The organism is uncultured Anaerococcus sp. (assembly GCF_937934665.1).
Lineage (GTDB): Bacteria > Bacillota > Clostridia > Tissierellales > Peptoniphilaceae > Anaerococcus.
Map to the genome: position 1 here is coordinate 1 of NZ_CALGYW010000024.1, position 20,263 is coordinate 20,263.

Below are 20,263 nucleotides of genomic sequence, written 5' to 3' on the forward strand. Positions count from 1 at the left end.
ATCTAAGGAATATTGTTACCAACCAGTTACCAACATAATTGTTTAGGATTTATTTTGAAAACCTGGCTGGATTTCACTTTTTTAAATAATTTTATTTTACCTATTTTTTAAAGCAGTAAATACAATTCAATTAATAATTATTTGACACTAACTTTTTTTACCATAAAATAGATTTAACAGGGGAGCATATAGCTGAGAGGAAGTTTTGACTTCGACCCTTTACTTGATACGGATAATGCCGGCGTAAGGAGTCTTTTTTTATTTTGCTAACCTTAAGGTTAGCTTTTTTTATTTTAATTTTAAAGGAGATTTATGAAAGATATAAGACTTAAAAAATTTGTTCTAGCATCGTTTTTAATAGCCATAGCTGTAGTGGGTTCTACCTTTTCATTTCCAGTGTTTTTTTCTAGGTGTGCTCCTGTCCAGCATATTGTAAATATGTTTGCAGCAGTAACCCTGGGACCCTTTTATGGGTTAGTGATTGCATTTTTTTCATCACTTTTGAGAAATATCTTGGGTCTTGGTAGCCTTATGGCCTTTTCAGGTTCTATGTTTGGGGCCCTCTTATGTGGTCTTATTTATAAAAAGACTAAGAATTTAGCCTTAACTGGTCTTGGAGAAGTTTTTGGCACCTCTATTTTGGGAGGACTTGCTGCTTACCCAGTAGCAATCTTACTAATGGGTAAATCTGCGGCGAATATAGCTATCTATACCTATATACTTCCGTTTTTTATATCAACAGCTGGTGGTACTATCATAGCCTCTATAATTTTAGCAAGGCTTAAGGATAGTAAATTTGTAAGAGAAATTTATAATTAATAAAGGAGAAAATTATGAAAACTTGTTTAACTATTGCAGGATCAGATTCATCAGGTGGAGCTGGTATCCAGGCAGACCTTAAGGCAATGACTCTAAACGGGGTCTATGCCATGAGCGTAATAACTGCCCTTACAGCTCAAAATACCCAAGGAGTTACAGCTATCCTTGATGTAAGCCCAGAATTTATTGTTGATCAAATGGACGCTGTTTTTACAGATATTTACCCAGACGCAATTAAAATTGGTATGGTTTCTTCTCCAGAAATAGTAGAGGCCATAGCTGAGTCTTTAGAAAAATACCAGGCTAAAAATATAGTCCTTGACCCTGTTATGGTAGCAACATCTGGAGCAAAGCTTTTAAAGGAAGAGGCTATGGATAGCCTAATAAATAGGTTGATCCCTCTAGCAGATGTGATTACTCCAAATATACCAGAAGGAGAAATTCTTGCTGGTATGGAAATAAAAAGTGAAGATGATATGCAAAAGGCAGCCGAAATGATAGGAGATAAGTATGATTGTGCAGTTCTACTTAAGGGAGGACACAAGATTAACGATGCCAATGACCTTTTGTATAGGGACGGAAAATTCAAATGGTTTAGGTCAGATAGGATCGATAATCCAAACACCCACGGTACAGGCTGTACCCTATCAAGTGCCATAGCAAGTAACCTAGCTAAGGGCCTTGACCTAGATGAGGCTATAGCTCATGCTAAAACTTATCTTACAGAAGCCTTAAGAGCAGGTCTTGACCTTGGTAAGGGCTCAGGTCCTCTTATGCATAATTACATCTTAAATAAGTAAGATATAAAACCGGCAAAACTTACGCGCTAAAAGCTTAAGTTAGCCGGTTTTTTATATTTAAGATTTATAGAATGGTGGTTATTACTATCTACTATTTTATAAAAAAATATGGTATAATAAGTATAAGATTTTACCAAGGAGTTATTATGAGAAAAGACCGTAGAGAGTTAATTTTACACGGAAATATCTATAAGGCCATAGCAGTTATTTCCATACCAATAATACTAAATAATTTTATCCAACAACTTTATTCCTTGGCTGACGCCTTTTGGCTTGGAAAACTTGGTACTGCAGAGTTTGCAGCTACTTCCTTTACCTGGCCTGTTATTTTTTTGTTTAATTCTATAGGTATAGGCCTTTCAATTGCAGCTATTTCCCTTATATCCCAATTAATAGGCATGGGGGATATTAAGCTTGCTCAGAAGTATAACGATACGATTATCAATATTTCATTTTTATTTTCTCTGGTCTTTATGGTTGTAGGCTACTTTACAGCAGAATCCATAGTAAGCCTTATGGGAGCTAGTGGTAATTTACATATATTTTCTGTTGAATATCTAAAATATTCGTATTTCGGCATACCTTTTATATTTTTATATTTTGTTTATGCAGCAGTTTTTCAAGCCCAGGGCAAAAATACCATCCCAACTATCATAAGTACTACTTGTGTAATCCTAAATATGGTTTTAAACCCCTTATTTATTTTTGATGTAGTTCCAATTTTTGGCTTTAAGGGTCTAGGCCTTGGGGTAATGGGAGCAGCCCTTGCTACAGTTTTAACCCAAGCCTTGATGTGCCTCTTAGGCTTTATCCACCTAAGGATTAATAAAGAATTGATAAAATTAAATTATGCTTCACTTTTTTACATAAAATGGGAGAGGAATATAGTAAAGAAAATCTATACCATAGCCACCCCTTCTGTCATCGGGCAAATGGGAGCTGCTGTAGGGTTTATTATCTTAAATTCCTTCATCCAATCCTATGGTACCGATACAGTCGCAGCCTACGGTATGGTTAACAGGATAACTGGCTTATTAAATATCCCACCAGGTGGCATTGGCTCAGCCATAACAAGTATTATTGGGCAAAATATAGGCAGTGGTAATATTAAGAGAGTTAAGGAGACTTTTAAAAAGGCATCTATCATAATTGTCATTATGTCAATTATGATTGCTATAATAAGCTTTATCTATAGGTATCAAATCCTTAGGTTTTTCATAGATGCACCCCTTGATTCAACTTTGATGAGAGAAGCTGAGACCTATACCACTTATACCCTTATTACCCTTGCTAATTTAAATATGTTTTTTATCTACCAAGGACTCTTCCAAGGTTCGGGCAATTCCAAATACTCTATGTTTATAGATGTTTTAAGACTATGGGGGATAAGAATACCACTTTTATTTTTCTTTAAATATCTGACAAGCTTTGGGGCTACTGGTATCTGGCTTTCTATGTCCATATCAAATGTCATTATAAGTATAATTGCTCACCTTATTTATAAACAGGGCAAGTGGATGGGCGGATCATTTTGATTTTAAGATTTGCTAAATTTAAAAAATATAAAGACTTGCAAATGTTATCATTTATAGGTTATAATTAGTAATAAGTAGGAGGAATATTTTGCAGGATATTAAAAGAGTTATATTAAAACTAAGCGGTGAAGCTCTAGCTGGCAAAACTGGTTTTGGTTTTGATGATGAAATGATTAACAAAATATGTGAAAATATTAAAGTTTTAGTAGAAAAAGGTATAGAAGTTGCCATCGTTGTAGGTGGGGGCAATTTCTGGAGAGGTAGGAGCGGCACCAATATAGATAGGGCAAGCTCTGATAATATAGGTATGCTAGGTACTGTTATGAATGGACTTAGAGTCCAAGGTACCCTAGAAGAGATTGGCCTTGATACAAGGCTTATGACAGCTATATCTATGACTGAAGTAGCAGAGCCATATATCAGACGCAGGGCTGTAAGGCACCTTGAAAAAGGAAGGGTAGTTATCTTTTCAGCAGGAACTGGACTTCCATATTTTTCAACAGATACTACAGCAAGCCTAAGGGCTCTTGAGATAGGAGCCGATGTAATTTTATTAGGTAAGACAGGTACAGATGGAATCTACGATAAGGATCCAAACGTCTATGATGACGCAAAGAAATTTGATAAGCTTACCTATAAAGAAATCCTACAAAAAGAGCTTAAAATTATGGACACAACAGCCACATCACTTTGCATGGATAATGACATGCCACTTATAGTTTTTGGAATAGATGACCCAGCAAATATGGTAAGAGTATTTGAGAATGAAAATCTTGGCACAAGAGTAAAGGAGAGTTTTTAAAATGCTATATGAACAAATTCAAAAAGACACAAAGGCAGGAATGGAAAAAGCAGTAGCTTCTTTTGAAAGAAGAATATCTACAATCAAGGCAGGAAGAGCAACAGAAGCAATACTTGATGGTATCACCTTCTCCTACTACGGAACAGAAACACCAATCAACCAAGCTGCTACTATCTCTATTCCTGAGGCAAGGCTTCTTATAATTAAACCATGGGATAAAAATAATATCAAGCCAATTGAAAAAGCTATACTTAAGTCAAATATTGGTATCACACCAGGCAATGATGGTGAAGTTATTAGACTGCCATTCCCAGCCCTTACAGAAGAGAGAAGAAAAGAATACACCAAAGAAGTAAATACCTATGCAGAAGATGCTAAGATAGTTATAAGAAATGTAAGACGTGACTATATGGATGAAGTTAAAAAGTCAGAAAAATCAGGCGATATAACTGAAGACGATAGGTATACACTAGAAGATGAACTTCAAAAAATAACAGATAAGTTTATTAAATCAGTTGAAGACCTAGCTGATAAGAAAAACAATGAATTAATGAATGTTTAATTGAATAAGAAATCTTATAAGAGGATAGTTAGTATTTTAAACAAGGACATAGGACCTAAGAAAATAGATTCTAGGGCTATGTCCTTGTTTCTAAATGAATTATCCCTACTTTTAAATTCAGGCATAAGTTTGTATAAAAGTCTAAATATAATAAAAGAACAGGGAGCAGATAAGAAAGTAGTAAGGGCTATAAGCCTTGTAAGCGAGGGACTTAAAAAAGGTCTTGATCCCTATGAGTCTTTTTATCTAGCAAGAGCTTATTTTTCACCCCTAGTCCTAGCCTTTATAAAAACAGGGATGAAAACTGGATCCCTGGGCAAAATTTTAAAAGACTTATCTGAGTTTATCTTTGAGGAAAGCAAAAACAAGTCTATAGTTAGGCAGGCTATGACCTATCCAATCTTGGTATTTATAGTAAGCATCCTGGTAATTATTGCTATTATTAACTTTGTTATGCCAAGTTTTATAGAGATTTTTGAAAGTTCTCAAATGAGCCTACCCCTAGCTACCAGGGTTTTATTAGCTGTATCTAGGTTTATTTCATCTTTTTATAGCTTGATTTTCTTAAGTCTTATCTTGCTTGTCCTTATATATTTATTTTTAAGGACTGACTATAAGAAAAAAGTCGCCATAGATAAGTTTATCTTTAACCTTAGACCCCTTAGGGGGATAAACAGGCTAAGGGTAGAATATCAGCTAACTTCGATTTATTATATCCTAAGGAGGGGAGATATAGATACAATAAACTCCTTTGATATAATGGCAGATTCTTTTAAAAACACTTATGTAAAAGAAAGACTTCTTGCTATAAAAGAAGATATAAATAAGGGTGAAAATTTGGGAGGTGCTTTTAAAAAAGCAGGACTTTTTTCTCCGCTTTTGATATCTATGGTTGAAATTGGAGAAGAGACTGCAAGTCTTGATGAAAGTATGAAAAATGCTAACGACTACTTTGCCAATGAGTACATATTTAAGATAAAAAAACTAACTGGCCTGGCTGAACCCGTTTTGATTATAATAATGGGTCTCTTTGTTGCTTTTGTTGTATTTTCGGTATCCATACCGATGTTTGATTCTATAAATGGAATAAGTGGAGTTTGATATGAAAAATAAAAAGAAAAGACAAGCCTTTACCCTAGTTGAACTAATAATAGTAATAGCCATAATGGGAATTTTGGCAGCAATAGCCATTCCTAGATACAACAAATCTAGGATAAAGGCTGCAGAAACTGCCCATATAGCCAATGTAGAAATGTTAAAGTCTGCAGCTAAGATGAAGATTTTGGAAGAGGATAAGGATTTTAAATGGGAAAAGAAAAGTCAAGACTCAAGTAAAGAAACAGATACTAATAATGATTATGAAAACTATGTAGAGAAATGGCCAGAAATTCCTAGTGGATTAAAGTTTCAAAATATTGATAATTACATTGTTGAGTATAAGGGTGGTGTGCTTACAGTAAAGCCAGATGAAAATACTGATCCTATTAATAAAATAAAATCACCTGAAGAAAACTCAGGCTCTGAATAATAAAAGTAAGATGGAATTTAAAATATATCTTATATTAATTTGTTTTTTAATATTCATGCTAGGAGCATCCTTTGGCTCTTTTATATCAGCCCTAGTTTATAGGCGCGAAGAGGGGATATCGATTATATCCCCTCCGAGTTTTTGTGATTCTTGTGGCAAGAAGATCCTCAAAAAAGATCTTGTCCCCGTCTTTTCCTTCATATTTTTAAGGGGAAGGGCCAGGTGTTGTGGGGCAAAGATTTCAATAGATAGGGTCTTTTTAGAAATAATAGCTGGCCTTATCTTTGTTTTTATTTTTAAGTACTATAACAACCTAGCAGGAATTTTTCTCGCAGCTTCCCTATTATTATCTCTCCTAATCTCCTTTACGGATTATAAATTTTTAGAAATATATGATAGGGACCTTAAGGTGCTCTTACTTTTAGGATTTTCCTATAGGCTAGTTTTCTTTAAAATAGACTTAAGATTTTTACTTATTTGTTTTATTTTTAGTATGATTTTTCTTATGGTTCGTTTCGTATCTAAAGGAGGACTTGGCGATGGTGATTTATTTTTTTACCTGGGATTATTTTGCTTTTTAGAAAATTATCTAATTTTAAAATTGATCTTATTTTCAATTTGGTTAGGTGCTTTTTTCGCTATTATAAAAGCCATTGGTCAAAGGTCGCTAAAAGGAGCCATAGCCTTTTGTCCAGCTATTTCTCTTGCCTTTTTCTTAATTTTAGTTTTTAAGGATTACCTATGAAAAAATCTGCCTTTACCCTTATAGAATTAATAATAGTTTTAGGAATAATATCAATTGGAAGCGCGATTGCTATTTTAAGATTTAATGTAGTTGATAAGATAGGAGCAAGAAATGAAATTCAAACCTTTGTAGATGATTATTCCTACCTAAGGGATCTATCTCTTTCAACGGGGTCTGAAAATCACATGACCTTTATTGATGACTATTACATAACAAGGGGAAATATAGAAAAAGTTCGAGAATTACATCATATTAAATCTTTAAATACAGAAGAAATTACGTTTAAACCTAATGGTTCAGTTAATACGAAAAACGAAAAGGAAGCATATAATTTAGTTTTTGTTTCAAAAAAAGATTCCGAAGTAAGATGGTATTTTACTATATATGCAGTAGGAGGTTATCTTGAAGAGAAAAACAAGGAAGGCCTTTAGCCTAATAGAAGTTTTGATTGCAATCCTTTTACTAAGTCTTATTACTTTGTTTTTGATCCCAGCTGTTACTAGTAATCTCGAAAATTCAAGAAAAATAAAAGACATTCCATATACTTCATTTATCCTTGAAAAAGCTATCGAAACTAGCAGGAATAAACCAATTGGTCATAGAGAAAATAAGGAAATAAATGGCAAAAACGTTGAAATAAGTGTTGAAAAATACGAAAACCAAGTTCTTACTGCTAATTATAAAAAAATTAGGGCGAGTTTTGAAGGACAGAGTTTTGAATTAATAGAGGCCTGTAATGAAGAAGGGTTTTAGTTTAATTGAGCTTGTTATAAGCCTTGCTATTATTTCTTTTTTGGCGTTGATACTATCAAATTTGTTTTCTTTAAACATCAATATTTTAAATAAGTCTTATAGAGATGAAAAAGAATACAAAGAAGCCTACACAGCTATGGCTTATATAGATACTACCATTCGAAGAAGTCATAAGATAGAAATAGACAATCACGAAAATTCAAATTTCACTGGTTATATTATGGTAGATGGTAAAGATATTTCAAGTTTCTATTTTTATTCAAAAGATGGATTTTTGTATATAAAAAGATCAAGTGTTCATAAAGATTCTAAAGGCACATCAAACAAAATATGTGAGTGCGGGGACTTAGATCTTTTCTATAACCTAAATGAAGAAATAATTGATATAAGGATAAAGAGTAAAAACGGTACTTATACCTTTGAAAGTGCTGTTTATGTGGGAGATAAGTTATGAAAAAGGCTTTTGTTAGCATATATGTCCTTTTGATTCTCCTTGTTTTTGGCCTAACCATTACTTTCATTTACAAGGAAAATGATACAAATTATGATATTAGTGAAAGTCTGTATAATAAAAAAATTGCCCTTTATGAAGCTGAGTCGGTATTAAATATGATTATAGAAGAGAAAAATAATGGCAATGAAATACAAAGCGGAGATATTTTAAGGCACTTCAATCATAAGTCAGAAATTGATATATCTAACGGTATCCCTAATAACGGTGTTGAAGAGGCAAAAGGAGCGAAGGCAATAAATGTAAGAGCTAAGTATAAGGGTACAGAAAGCCATGCAATTTTAACCTATAAAGTAGATGAAAATAATAAGATTAAAATTGTATATAAGAGAGTTTATTAGCATTGCCAAAAAATCATTTACGGTATAATGATTATAGAAAATCAGAAATATATGGAGGAAAAATGAAAGTATTAGTAATTAACTGTGGTTCATCATCACTTAAATATCAATTATTTGATATGGATAATGAAGAAGTAATGGTAAAGGGTCTTGTGGAAAGAATCGGTATCGAAGGATCTAAGCTTATCCAAGAAAAGGGTGATGACGAATATATTATAGAAGAGAACATGAAAGATCACACAGAAGCAGTATCCCATGTTTTTGATGCCCTAGTTGATAAGGACAATGGTGTAATAGCAGACCTTAACGAAATTGACGCTGTAGGTCACAGAGTTGTTCATGGTGGAGAAAAGATAACAAAATCAGCTCTTATCGATAAAGAAGTAAGAGATGCTATAGTAGAATACCAAAAATTTGCTCCACTTCACAATCCAGCTAACCTAATGGGTCTTGAAGCTTGTGAAAAACTTCTACCAAATGTTAAAAACGTAGCAGTTTTTGATACAGCCTTCCACCAAACTATGCCAGCAAAAACCTACCTATATGGTGTAGACTACAAATATTACGAAAAAGAGTCAATCAGAAAATACGGCTTCCACGGTACAAGCCACAACTTTATTACTAATAAAACAGCAGAAGTTCTTGGCAAGGATGTAAAAGATTTAAACATGATTTCTGCCCACCTAGGAAACGGTTCATCTATTTGTGCAGTTAAAAATGGTGAATCTTACGATACATCTATGGGACTTACTCCACTAGAAGGTCTTGTAATGGGTACAAGATCTGGTGATATGGACCCTTCAGCGGTAACTTATATAATGAGAAAAGAAAACCTAAGCCCAGAAGAGATGGAAAATGTTCTTAATAAAGAATCTGGTGTTCTTGGTGTTTCTGGCGTATCTAGCGACTTTAGAGACCTAGAAAGTGCAGCCAAAGAAGGAAACGAAAGAGCAAAGATTGCCCTTGATATGTTTGTAAGTAGAGTTAAAAGATATATAGCAGGATATATGGCTGAAATTGGAACATGTGATGCTATAGTATTTACTGGTGGTATCGGTGAAAACTCTATTCCTATGAGAGCTGACATCATGGAAGGTTTTGAGCAATTTGGTATCAAAATAGATCCAGAAAAGAATGATGTACGTGGTGGTTGCCATGTAATATCTACTGATGATTCTAAAGTCAAGGTAATGGTTATAGCTACCAACGAAGAATTAATGATAGCTCGTGACACAAAATCTCTTGTAGAAGCTTGACAATAAAGAAAATAGCTTATATAATATAAAAGATTGCTAAAACTGATAAGAGGAGGTGTCATAGATGGCAGTACCAAAAAGAAGAACATCAAAAACAAGAAAAAATAAAAGAAGAGCCTCAGCTTATACTTTGAACAGATCAAACTATGTTGAGTGTCCAAATTGCCACGAAATGAAATTACCACACAGAGTTTGCCCATCCTGTGGGGAATACAAAGGCGTAGCAGTAATTGATGAACAATAGTTATTAAAAGAGTTTGTTGCCTAGCAACAGGCTCTTTTTTTATGGAAATTTAACTTCTTGTAGTATAATATATTAAATTAGAAGAGGAGTTTTATGAAAATATTAATAGATACATTTGGTGCAGATGGGGGAAGTAAGGTCCTTGTTGATGGGGCAGTCCTTGCTTTGAAAAAGAAAGACTTTATACCTGTATTTGTAGGAAATGAAGAAGAAATAGAAAAATTAATAGATGGGAGAGTTTCTACCTACGAAATAATCCATACTGACGAATATATATCAAATGATGAGGAACCAGTAAGGGCTATTAGAAGAAAAAAAGATTCATCTTTGGTTTTAGCCTACAATAAACTAAAAGAAGAAGGCTACGACGGGCTTTTATCTGCAGGATCAACTGGAGCTATTCTTGCAGGTGGGATCTTCATATCAAAAAGGATAGATGGGATTGATAGACCATCTCTAGCAGCACCCCTCCCAAGTCTAGGAGAAGTAACCCTCCTTATGGATTCAGGGGCTAATATGGATTGTAAGCCAGCCTACCTTGAAGAATTCGCTATCATGGGTAAGGTATTTTTGGAAAACGTCATCCATATCAAAAACCCAAAGATTGGCCTTTTAAATGTGGGGCTTGAAAGTCACAAAGGAAACAAGCTTACTAAGGAAGCCTATAAAATTTTAAGTGAGTCAGACCTTAATTTTGTTGGTAATATTGAGGCAAGAGACCTCTTTACTGGCAAGGTAAATGTCATTGTTGCAGATGGTTTTGCAGGTAATGTTGCAGTAAAGACAGCTGAGGGAGTTATAAGTGTATTTAAAGCCCAAATGAAAGATGTTTTATATAAATCTTTTAAAACTAAGCTTGCTGGTATTGCTATAAAAAATGATTTATCAAAAGAAATGGGCAAATTTAGCTCACAAAACATTGGTGGGGTACCTCTATTAGGGGTAAAGTCATATGTATATAAGGCCCATGGCAATTCAAACGATATAGCAATTTCAAACGCCCTTTTAGGACTTATGGAATATATAAATATGAATGTAATAGAAAAAATACAAGGAGAATTAAATGATTAGAGAACAATTATTAAAACTAGCAGAAGAAAATCTTGATATCGATACTTCTAACCTAGATTTTGAAGATAAAATTTCTGGCATGGACATAGATTCCATTGATCTAGTTGATTTTATCATGGTTATCGAAGAAGAATTTGAGATAGAATTTACTGACGAAGAGCTAGACGAAATCGAAACTCTTTCAGATATAGTAAGTTTAATAGAAAGCAAAAATTAATGTCTTTGACTAAAGATAGACTAGAAAAAATCGAAGAATTTGAAAAAAGTATAGGCTACAGCTTCAATGACAAGGCATTGATAGATGTAGCCTTTACTCATTCTTCCTTTACAAATGAAGCAAGAGTTAAGACAAAATCCAACGAAAGACTAGAATTTTTAGGAGATACCATCCTTGATATGGTTGTAAGTGAGTATCTTTTTAAAAATTATGACAAAAAATCTGAAGGCTGGCTAACTAGGACCAGGTCTAGGATAGTATGTACAGATTCCTTTGCCAAGGCAAGTGAGAAATTTGAGCTAACAAAATACCTAAGGTTTGGTATGGGTGAGAAAAAACAGGGAGGCAAGCTAAAAAAACACGTCAAAGCTGATACCTTTGAGGCTATGTGTGCCGCAATCTATCTAGATTCATCCTATGAGAGACTTTTTGAATTTCTAAGGGAAAACTACAGCGAAGAAGTTTTAAAGATTATAAATGATGATTCTTTGTTTTTAGACTATAAGACAAGGCTTCAGGAATACTATAATTCTCATAGCAAAAAGAGTCTTTCCTATGAACTTATTAAGGAAGTAGGCCCTGAGCATGATAAGACCTTTACCATGGAAGTAAGGTTGGGTAATAGATCTTTGGCCCAAGGTGAGGGGAAAAACAAAAAAACTGCAGAACAAATGGCTGCCAAGGCTGCCTATGAGAAAATTAAAAATGACTAGGCAAATTATACCAATATTCATACCATTTTTAGGCTGCCCTCATGATTGTGCTTTTTGTAACCAGGTAAAGATTACAAATTACAAAGATAAGGCAGATGAAGATGCAATAAAAAAACAAATAGAAGATTATTTATCATATTTTAAAGATAAAGAAAGTCCCAAAGAAATAGCCTTCTACGGCGGATCATTTACAGGCCTACCTTATGAGACCATGGTTTCTTATTTAGAAATTGCAGGAGCTTATAAAAAGAAGGGCATTATTGATAGAATCAGACTCTCAACCAGACCTGATTATATAAATAATTCCATTCTAGATACCCTAAAATCCTACGGAGTAGATACCATAGAACTTGGTATCCAGTCTTTTTCAGAAGATGTTTTATGTGCAAATGAAAGAGGGCACACTGCCCTTGATAGTAAGATGGCAAGTAGGCTTATAAAAGAATATGGTTTTACCCTTGGCCATCAAATTATGCCAGGTTTGTATAAGGATAGTGAGGAAAAAATCATTAAAACTGCCCTTAAGTCAGCTAAGCTTCTTCCGGATATAGCTAGGATTTATCCGACCCTTGTTATAAAGGATACCAAGCTTGAAAAACTATATAAGGCAGGTCTTTACGAGCCCTTAAGCCTAAAAGAGGCTATCAAAATATCTGCTGAGGTCCTTATGATATATGAATATAAAAATATAAATGTCATAAGAATTGGCCTTCAGCCAACAGAGAATATCAATGAAGGGGCTGATGTAGTAGCAGGACCCTTCCATGCCGCAATGAGACAATTAGTTGAATCCTATATTTATAGAATCTACCTTGAAGAGATAGTAAAAAAAGAAAAGATAGGTGGACAGATCCTAATCCATGCAAGAAATAAGGATATTTCCCTAATTGCTGGCAATAAAAAATCTAACAAGAAATATTTTTATGATAAGTATAAGATAAAATTAGCCTTTACAAATGATGAAGATTTCTATCTTGAAAATGGGGATAAGAAAATAGACTTATCTTTAAAAGAATTTGTAAATTCCTATGTAGAAAAAAAGTACGGTGGTGATTTAAATTAGATTAGAAAGTATAGAGCTTAAGGGTTTTAAGTCCTTTGCTGAAAAAACTACAATAAAATTTGATAGCCAGATAACAGCTGTTGTTGGGCCAAATGGGTCCGGTAAGTCTAATATATCTGATGCCGTAAGATGGGTTTTGGGAGAGCAATCTATAAAAAGCCTCCGTGGATCAAATATGAAGGATGTTATCTTTACAGGAGCCAAAAGCTCAATGAATATAGCAGAGGTAAGTCTAAACTTTTCTAATTATGATAAAAAGCTTGACCTAGCCTACGACAAGGTAGTAATCAGTCGTAGAATCTACAGGTCTGGAGAAAATGAATACAAGATAAATAATAAAAGAGCCAGACTTAAGGATATAAGAGAGTTATTTTTTGATACTGGTGTAGGTAAGGAAGGTTATTCTATAATTGGCCAAGGTAGGATTGATGAAATCATCCTATCATCTCCCAAGGATAGGAGGGCTATTTTTGAAGAGGCGGCCGGTATTTCTAAACACAAGTATAGGAGAGATGAGGCAAGTAAGAAGCTAGCCTCTGTCAAAGATGACCTTGAGATAATAGAAAAGGAACTTGAATATAAGAAAAAAGACTATAGTCTTTTCAAATCCTATAAGGAAAATTATCTAAAACACAGAGACTTAACAGAAAAATTAAACCAAAAGTCCTACTTTTACCTAAAAACTAAGTCAGAAGACCTAGTTACTAGGAGGGATAAATTTAGGCAAGAAATACAAGATTTAGATAAAAAAATCAAAGATCTAGAATTTAAAAATACACAAATAAAAGAAAAACTAAGCCCCTTCCAAAAAGACTATGATCTAGAAAAAGAAAGACTTAATAAGCTAAGGGCAAGTCTAACATCCTATGAAAAAAACATAGAAAAATCTAAGGCTAGCCTAAAACTAAATGAGCAAAAGCTTGATTATGACAAAAAAGACAAGGCAAGGATAGGAGAAATCCTTAAAAACTTAGAAGACAATTTTAATAAGGAAGAAAAGGCCTTAAACGAGAAAGAACTAAACCTTAAAGACCTTGATAAGGCTATTTTTAAACTTGAAGGTGACCTTTCAACTAAGAAAGAGGATAAAGATAGGCTTGAAAAAGAGATAAAGATTTTAAATGATGAGATTTTTAAGGAAAATCTTGCTTATGAAGAAGTAAAAGCTAAGCTTTTAGACTACCAGGTCTATGAAAAATCCAAGGCCATAATTGATGAAAAAAGAAAAAAAGAACTTGAAGAGAAAAAACTAAGGATAGTAAAACTAGACCAAGAAATAACAAACTTAGAAGATGATTACCAAAAACTAAAGGCAAGTAAAGATAGACTTGATAGTGAGGTTTATGGTCTTGAAGAAGAAATTAGAGACTTAGCATCTTCCATAAATAAGGCAAATGATGACCTTAATAAAAATATATCTAGCCTAAATAATTTAAAGCTCGATCTAAAATCTCTTATCTCAGACTATAAAATTGAGAAAAATCTTCTAGATAATAACCAAGGCTACTTTTACCCGGTTCAAGATTTCCTAAAAAAGAGTAAGTTAAATGGTCTTGGAGGTTTCTACCTTGATACCCTTGCCAACCTAATATCAGTTAGGGAAGGCTATGAAGAAATAATTGACACCCTAGTTGGAGCTGGCCTTCAAAACATAGTAACAAGAACTAAGGAAGATACCAGACAGTTAATAAACTTTGTAAATAGAGAAAAACTCGGAAGACTAACCTTCCTACCAATTGACTCTATAAAGTCTTTCACTAAGGATAAGCCAAGAGAAAAAGAAGTTATAGCCATGGCATATGAGCTTGTATCTTATGATCCAAAACTTACTGGAATAATTGGTCATTTTTTAGGATCTACTGTAGTTGTAGAGGATATTAATGCAGCCATCTCCTTATCAAAAAAGATAAAAGGCTATAGGATTATAAGTTTAGATTTAGATATAATAAATACTTGGGGTTCTATGGTTGCAGGTACAAATAAAAATAAACGCAACAACGTGAACCTCCTAAACAGGAAAAAGAAACTTACAGACTTAGAAACTTCTATAAAAAAATTAAAACAAAGAGAACTAAGTCTAAGAGATGATATCTCATCAAGTAAGTTTGACATAGAAAATAAAAAACAAGACCTCCTTCGTCTAAAAGAAGATTATGAGAAAAGAAACAAAGAAAGCAAGGATCTAGCAAGTAGACTTGAGAGACTATCTCTTAAAAAAGAATCCCTAAGAGATCATAGAAAAGACCTAGATAGAGAAGGTCTTGATTATGAAGATAGGGAAAGTGATATCGACATAGAAAAATTTGAGACTAGGGAAGCTTTTCTAAAAGAAAGCCTTGATAAAAAACAAAAAAGCCTAGTAGAAAATTCAAAACTATTTGATAAGACAAAAGAAGAAATTCTTACTCTTACCAATAAGCTTGAAATAAATAAGAGGGATAAGAGCCTGGCCCAAAACTCCCTTGTTAATATAAAAAACAACCTAGCAGATATTAGTTCAAATCAAAGTATCCAAGAAAAATTATATAAGAGTCTAGATAAGGACCTAGAAAGTTCTGAAGAAAGTCTAGTATCCCTAAATAAATCTATATCTCTGTACAAAAACGAAGTCCAAAACTTAAGCCAAAGTATAGAGGTTTTAAAGGAAAGTCTTGGTAAAAAAGAAGGCGAAAATATAAAGCTAATAGAAGAAAATAAGAAACTAGACGAAAATCTAAAAAATCTTGACCTAGAAAGAGTTAAAACTTCTTATAAGCTTGATTCTGTAGAAGAAGCCTATCAAAATCTCGAAGAAGAGGTAAGTCCTTATATCACCATGTCCCTAGATAATTTGGCAGATAAGTATAAGGACACAGAAAAAGTAAATGCTAGTAAAAAAGACCTGCTTGATATCCAAAAAGAGATAAATGAGGTAGGATATTTTACAGAAACAGCCCTAGAAGACTTTGACACTATAGACAAGGAAGTAAGCTTTATAAAAGAGCAAGTTAAGGATTTAACAAACTCAAAAGCTGATATAGAAAAAATGATAGGAAGACTTGAAAAGGAAATGAAAGAAGAGTTTTCTAAAAACTTTGCAGTAATAGGTGAGAATTTTACCAAAATATATAAGATTCTCTTTATGGGTGGAGATGCGAGGCTAATCTTAGATAGTGAGGATTTTCTAACTAGCGGCGTAGAAATAGAAGCCAAACCACCAGGTAAGTCTCTAAAGTCAATCTCACTTTTATCTGGAGGAGAGAAGGCTCTTACAGCAGTGGCTCTTCTTTTTGCAATCTTTGAGCAAAACCCAGCACCATTTTCAATCCTTGATGAGATAGATGCAGCCCTAGATGAGTCAAATATCAAAAGGTATATAGACTACCTAAAGAGCCTATCTGATAAAACCCAATTTATAATGATTACCCATAGGCAAACAACCATGCAGCTAGCAGAGAAGATCCATGGGGTAACTATAGATGACGAAGGTATATCAAAGCTTTATTCTATAGGCTTTACAGATGATTGAATATAAGCTTAAAACCAGTAAAATATTTAGGATAAGAAGAAATAATTAAAGATAAATTCTAGCCGATTTTGTCCAAAGGAGGAAGTATGGCAATTAGAAATATAAGAATAGATGGAGATCCAATTTTAAGGAAAACTTCAAGAAAAGTAGACGAAGTAACAGATAGGATTAGAGTCCTTTTAGATGACATGGCAGAAACCATGTATGATGCAGATGGCGTAGGTCTTGCAGCACCTCAAGTAGGAAATCTAAGAAGAGTAATAGTAGTAGATCCTAGAGATGGGGAAACTGGCCTTGTTAAGCTTGTAAATCCCGAAATAATAGAAAAAGACGGCGAGCAAATAGGGCTTGAAGGTTGTCTTTCTATACCAGAATTCAATGCTACAGTTAAAAGACCAGAGCATGTAAAAGTTAAATATTTAGACGAAGATGGCGAAGAAAAAATCTGGGACGCTCATGGCTTTCCAGCAGTTATTCTCTGCCATGAAATAGACCACCTTGACGGTATTTTATTTAAGGATAAGTATATCGAAGAGTACAAAGTAGAAGAGATGGCAGAAAATAATGATTAATATTTGTTTTATGGGTAATCCAAAGTTTGCTTTGCAGACTTTGGATATTCTTTATAAGGATGAAAATATAAATTTAAAGCTAGTAGTATCCGGTAAGGATAAGAGAAGGTCAAGGAATAAATTTTCTCCAACACCTGTCAAAAAATACGCAGAAGAAAACGACATCAGGGTAGAGACACCTGATTCTGTAAACACTGAAGAATTTGTAGGTCTTTTAAAAGACTTAGAAATAGACTATATAGTAGTAGTTGCCTTTGGTCAGTTGATAAAAGATGCGCTATTAGATAGCTTTAACGATAGGATTATAAACCTCCACCCTTCACTACTTCCTTTATATAGGGGAGCAAGTCCAATGCAGTTTACTCTCTTAAATGGAGATAAAAAGACTGCAGCAACAGCCATGCTTATAGAAAAGGGCATGGATTCTGGCGATATCCTCATCCAAAGGGAAATGGATGTAGACTTAGATGATGATTATTATGACCTTGAAGATAAGCTTGGAAAAATTGGAGCCGAAGCCATTAGAGATGCTATAATAAATTTTGATGAAGTTTATAAAAATAGAAGGGTCCAAGATGATGAAAAAGCGACCTATTGCACCAAGATTGACAAAAAAATGGGTAGGATTGACTGGTCTAGGTCAAGTAGGGAGATCCTAGATCAAATAAGAGCCCTAGTGGCCTATCCTGTAGCCTTCTTTGACTACAAGGGTCAAAATGCCAAAGTTCATAAGGCAAGCCTTTGTGATAAGAAGGGTAGACCTGGAGAAATTCTTGCAGCTAATAAAAATGATAAAATTGTAATAGCTACAGGAGATTCTTCTATAAAGATAGAAAAAATCCAATTTCCTGGCAAAAAAGCTATGGACACCACATCCTTTCTTTTAGGAAATGATATAGAAGTAGGTTTTGTTTTAGAAAATGACTGATTTTGATATAATATTTAATATCCTAAGTGAGGTTATTTACAAAGAAGCAAAGTCATCTGAGATGATAAATGCCTACGCAGAAAAGGCAAATAATCTTCCCCTAATTACAAAAACAGTTTATGGTGTTTTGGAAAATAAAATCTACATCGATTATATGATTAGAAAATTATCCAATATTAGACTTAAAAAAATCCACAAAAATGTCCTTATAATCTTAGAAATGGGAATATACAGCATTCACTTTCTAGAAAGTAAAGACTACGCCACAGTTGATAAGCTTGTTGACCTTACTAAAAAGAAAAATAAGAGATCAACTGGCTTTGTAAACGCCATTTTAAGAGGCTTTATAAGAGATGAGAAAGAAATATCCACAATCTATGAAAGAGACGACATAAAGAGCCTTTCTATCAGATATTCCTTTCCAGAAGAAATAACCAGATATATTTACGATTTTTATGGGATGGAGTTTACCAAGGCCTATTTAAGAGATGCTGGTAGGATAAAAGATCTAGCTATTAGGATAAACTTTACAAAGACAAATAAAAATGACCTAAAGGCTCTACTTACAGATAAGGGCTATGAGGTAGAAGAAGGAAAGATTTCAAAAGCTAGCCTACTTGTTAAGAATCCAGCAGGGCTTGCAAGTTTAGATGCCTTTAGGGACGGACTTTTTACCATCCAGCAAGAAGCCTCCATGAAGGCTGTTGAGGTCCTAGATCCAAGCAAGGGATCAAAAATTTTAGACCTATGTGCAGCACCTGGGACTAAGACTAGTTATTTAGGAGAATATACAAAAAATACTGCAAGTATAGTCGCAAATGATATATCCAAGGCTAAAAATAAATTAATCTTAGAAAATATTAAGAGATTAGATCTTACAAATATAAGCCTTACAAACTATGACGCATCCAAATTTGTAAGTGAATTTAATAATAAATTTGATTTTTGTTTGGTAGATGCACCATGTTCTGGTCTAGGAGTAGTAGGAAGAAAACCAGAAATACGATATAATAGAACTAAGGAAACGATTGTAAGACTAGCAAGTCTTCAAAAAGAAATCTTAGAAAATGCTATAAAATACCTAAAAGTGGGTGGCTACCTAGTTTATTCTACCTGCACCATAGGACCCTTAGAAAATAGGGATAATTTTAAATTTTTATTAGAAAAAGAAAATTTAGACCTAATTTCTATCGAGGGTCAAGATTTTATAGAATACGAGAGTTTTAAAGACGGAACTGATGGATTTTTCATCAGTAAATTTAGGAAGATAAAATGATTAGTATAAATGATAAGACAATAGGAGAAATAGAAGATTTATTTAAGGAAAGATCCTACCAAAAGTTTAGAGCCAAACAGGTCTTTCACAATATCCATGTAAATAGGGTAAATGATTTTGAAAAAATGACAGACCTATCCTTAAAGATGAGAGATGAGCTTAAGAAAGATTTTAAAATCGATAGGCTAAAGGTCCTAAAAAGCTTTGAGTCAAAGATAGATTCTACCAAGAAATACCTCATAGAGCTTGAGGATAAAAACATTGTAGAAGCTGTTTACATGGATTATAAGGACAGGTCTACTATTTGTATTTCAAGCCAGGTTGGCTGTAGGATGGGTTGTACTTTTTGTGCATCCACCAAAAATGGCCTAGTTAGAAATATGACTACAGGAGAATTAATCGAGGAAGTCTACCTCTTAGAAAGAATAAATGGTCCTATTTCAAATATTGTAATCATGGGTATAGGTGAGCCTTTAGATAATTTTGAAAATATAAAAAAATTCATAGAAATAATTACAAATCCTAAGGGTAGAAACCTATCTCACAGGTCTATTACCTTATCTACATCAGGCCTTGCTCCAAGGATTAAAGACTTGGCTGATACTGGCCTTGATGTAAATCTCGCACTTAGTCTTCACTATGCAGACGATAAAAAAAGGGCAGCCTATATGCCGGTTGCCAAAAGATATAAAATTAAAGACCTTATTGATGCTACCGACTATTATTTTGACAAAACTGGACGTAGGGTTTCCTTTGAATATGTAGTAATAGATGGGGTAAATAACCTAAAAGAAGATGTGGAAAACCTCCACGACCTGCTTTTTGGAAAAAATGTTCACATAAACCTAATTCCCCTAAATCCCATAGAGGAATTTGACCACAAAAAACCAGCAGCAAGAGTCCTTGAAGACTTCAAAGAAAGACTTACAAAAAGGGGCCTAAATGCAACTATTAGGAGGTCCATGGGTTCTGATATAGATGCCTCATGCGGCCAATTGAGAAATAATTATGCGAGGTAG

General features: G+C 33.8%; 23 protein-coding genes and 1 riboswitch. All 23 genes read left to right on the plus strand.

Going from position 1 to position 20,263, the window contains the following annotated elements:
• Nucleotides 1–168 precede the first annotated feature (168 nt).
• A riboswitch (TPP riboswitch) is annotated at nt 169–267 on the plus strand.
• A 45-nt stretch (nt 268–312) separates the two neighbouring features.
• The 23 genes from thiW (at nt 313) to rlmN (ending at nt 20,263) form a co-directional block, all read left to right on the plus strand.
• Complete coding sequence (thiW, locus tag Q0410_RS01005; protein WP_299031863.1) at nt 313–819, plus strand: energy coupling factor transporter S component ThiW; 507 nt, start codon at nt 313–315, stop codon at nt 817–819.
• Nucleotides 820–833: 14 nt separating this feature from the next.
• On the plus strand, nt 834–1,619 hold the full coding sequence (thiD, locus tag Q0410_RS01010; RefSeq protein ID WP_299031866.1) for a bifunctional hydroxymethylpyrimidine kinase/phosphomethylpyrimidine kinase: 786 nt from the start codon (nt 834–836) through the stop codon (nt 1,617–1,619).
• A gap of 146 nt (nt 1,620–1,765) precedes the next feature.
• Complete coding sequence (locus tag Q0410_RS01015; protein ID WP_299031869.1) at nt 1,766–3,154, plus strand: MATE family efflux transporter; 1,389 nt, start codon at nt 1,766–1,768, stop codon at nt 3,152–3,154.
• Nucleotides 3,155–3,242: 88 nt separating this feature from the next.
• Entirely contained in the window at nt 3,243–3,956 is a 714-nt protein-coding gene (pyrH, locus tag Q0410_RS01020; protein ID WP_299031872.1) for a UMP kinase, read from the plus strand.
• 1 nt (nt 3,957) lies between these two features.
• Nucleotides 3,958–4,518, plus strand: a complete 561-nt coding sequence (gene frr / locus Q0410_RS01025) for a ribosome recycling factor (RefSeq protein ID WP_299031875.1) — start codon at nt 3,958–3,960, stop codon at nt 4,516–4,518.
• Nucleotides 4,519–5,619 carry a type II secretion system F family protein gene (locus Q0410_RS01030; RefSeq protein ID WP_299031878.1) on the plus strand — a complete coding sequence of 367 codons (1,101 nt, stop codon included), beginning with the start codon at nt 4,519–4,521 and terminating at the stop codon, nt 5,617–5,619.
• 1 nt (nt 5,620) lies between these two features.
• Complete coding sequence (locus tag Q0410_RS01035; protein ID WP_299031881.1) at nt 5,621–6,046, plus strand: prepilin-type N-terminal cleavage/methylation domain-containing protein; 426 nt, start codon at nt 5,621–5,623, stop codon at nt 6,044–6,046.
• A gap of 10 nt (nt 6,047–6,056) precedes the next feature.
• Entirely contained in the window at nt 6,057–6,791 is a 735-nt protein-coding gene (locus tag Q0410_RS01040; protein ID WP_299031884.1) for an A24 family peptidase, read from the plus strand.
• On the plus strand, nt 6,788–7,222 hold the full coding sequence (locus tag Q0410_RS01045) for a prepilin-type N-terminal cleavage/methylation domain-containing protein (RefSeq protein WP_299031887.1): 435 nt from the start codon (nt 6,788–6,790) through the stop codon (nt 7,220–7,222). The genes Q0410_RS01040 and Q0410_RS01045 overlap by 4 nt, the downstream gene beginning before the upstream one ends.
• Nucleotides 7,194–7,544: a prepilin-type N-terminal cleavage/methylation domain-containing protein gene (locus Q0410_RS01050; RefSeq protein ID WP_299031890.1), complete on the plus strand. Its 351-nt coding sequence runs from the start codon at nt 7,194–7,196 to the stop codon at nt 7,542–7,544. The genes Q0410_RS01045 and Q0410_RS01050 overlap by 29 nt, the downstream gene beginning before the upstream one ends.
• Entirely contained in the window at nt 7,528–7,998 is a 471-nt protein-coding gene (locus Q0410_RS01055) for a type II secretion system protein (RefSeq protein ID WP_299031893.1), read from the plus strand. The genes Q0410_RS01050 and Q0410_RS01055 overlap by 17 nt, the downstream gene beginning before the upstream one ends.
• The gene (locus Q0410_RS01060; protein ID WP_299031896.1) at nt 7,995–8,396 is read left to right on the plus strand and encodes a hypothetical protein; all 402 of its coding nucleotides are present in this window, start codon (nt 7,995–7,997) and stop codon (nt 8,394–8,396) included. The genes Q0410_RS01055 and Q0410_RS01060 overlap by 4 nt, the downstream gene beginning before the upstream one ends.
• 62 nt (nt 8,397–8,458) lie before the next feature.
• On the plus strand, nt 8,459–9,652 hold the full coding sequence (locus tag Q0410_RS01065; RefSeq protein WP_299031898.1) for an acetate/propionate family kinase: 1,194 nt from the start codon (nt 8,459–8,461) through the stop codon (nt 9,650–9,652).
• A 64-nt stretch (nt 9,653–9,716) separates the two neighbouring features.
• Nucleotides 9,717–9,896 carry a 50S ribosomal protein L32 gene (gene rpmF / locus Q0410_RS01070; RefSeq protein WP_004830014.1) on the plus strand — a complete coding sequence of 60 codons (180 nt, stop codon included), beginning with the start codon at nt 9,717–9,719 and terminating at the stop codon, nt 9,894–9,896.
• Nucleotides 9,897–9,989: 93 nt separating this feature from the next.
• Nucleotides 9,990–10,967 (plus strand): phosphate acyltransferase PlsX, encoded by a 978-nt coding sequence (plsX, locus tag Q0410_RS01075; protein WP_299031900.1) that lies wholly within the window; start codon nt 9,990–9,992, stop codon nt 10,965–10,967.
• Nucleotides 10,960–11,184 carry a phosphopantetheine-binding protein gene (locus tag Q0410_RS01080; RefSeq protein ID WP_299031902.1) on the plus strand — a complete coding sequence of 75 codons (225 nt, stop codon included), beginning with the start codon at nt 10,960–10,962 and terminating at the stop codon, nt 11,182–11,184. Before plsX ends, Q0410_RS01080 begins: the two co-directional genes overlap by 8 nt.
• Complete coding sequence (gene rnc, locus Q0410_RS01085) at nt 11,184–11,897, plus strand: ribonuclease III (protein ID WP_299031904.1); 714 nt, start codon at nt 11,184–11,186, stop codon at nt 11,895–11,897. Before Q0410_RS01080 ends, rnc begins: the two co-directional genes overlap by 1 nt.
• A complete protein-coding gene (locus Q0410_RS01090; RefSeq protein ID WP_299031907.1) occupies nt 11,875–12,960 on the plus strand; it encodes an elongator complex protein 3 in 1,086 nt (361 codons plus the stop codon). Before rnc ends, Q0410_RS01090 begins: the two co-directional genes overlap by 23 nt.
• Before the next feature lie 10 nt (nt 12,961–12,970).
• On the plus strand, nt 12,971–16,468 hold the full coding sequence (gene smc, locus Q0410_RS01095) for a chromosome segregation protein SMC (RefSeq protein ID WP_299031952.1): 3,498 nt from the start codon (nt 12,971–12,973) through the stop codon (nt 16,466–16,468).
• Between the two features lie 86 nt (nt 16,469–16,554).
• Nucleotides 16,555–17,040, plus strand: a complete 486-nt coding sequence (gene def, locus Q0410_RS01100) for a peptide deformylase (protein WP_299031910.1) — start codon at nt 16,555–16,557, stop codon at nt 17,038–17,040.
• Nucleotides 17,033–17,968, plus strand: coding sequence for a methionyl-tRNA formyltransferase (fmt, locus tag Q0410_RS01105; RefSeq protein ID WP_299031913.1), 936 nt, complete (start codon nt 17,033–17,035; stop codon nt 17,966–17,968). Before def ends, fmt begins: the two co-directional genes overlap by 8 nt.
• Nucleotides 17,961–19,244: a 16S rRNA (cytosine(967)-C(5))-methyltransferase RsmB gene (gene rsmB, locus Q0410_RS01110; protein WP_299031915.1), complete on the plus strand. Its 1,284-nt coding sequence runs from the start codon at nt 17,961–17,963 to the stop codon at nt 19,242–19,244. Before fmt ends, rsmB begins: the two co-directional genes overlap by 8 nt.
• Nucleotides 19,241–20,263 carry a 23S rRNA (adenine(2503)-C(2))-methyltransferase RlmN gene (gene rlmN, locus Q0410_RS01115; RefSeq protein WP_299031919.1) on the plus strand — a complete coding sequence of 341 codons (1,023 nt, stop codon included), beginning with the start codon at nt 19,241–19,243 and terminating at the stop codon, nt 20,261–20,263. The genes rsmB and rlmN overlap by 4 nt, the downstream gene beginning before the upstream one ends.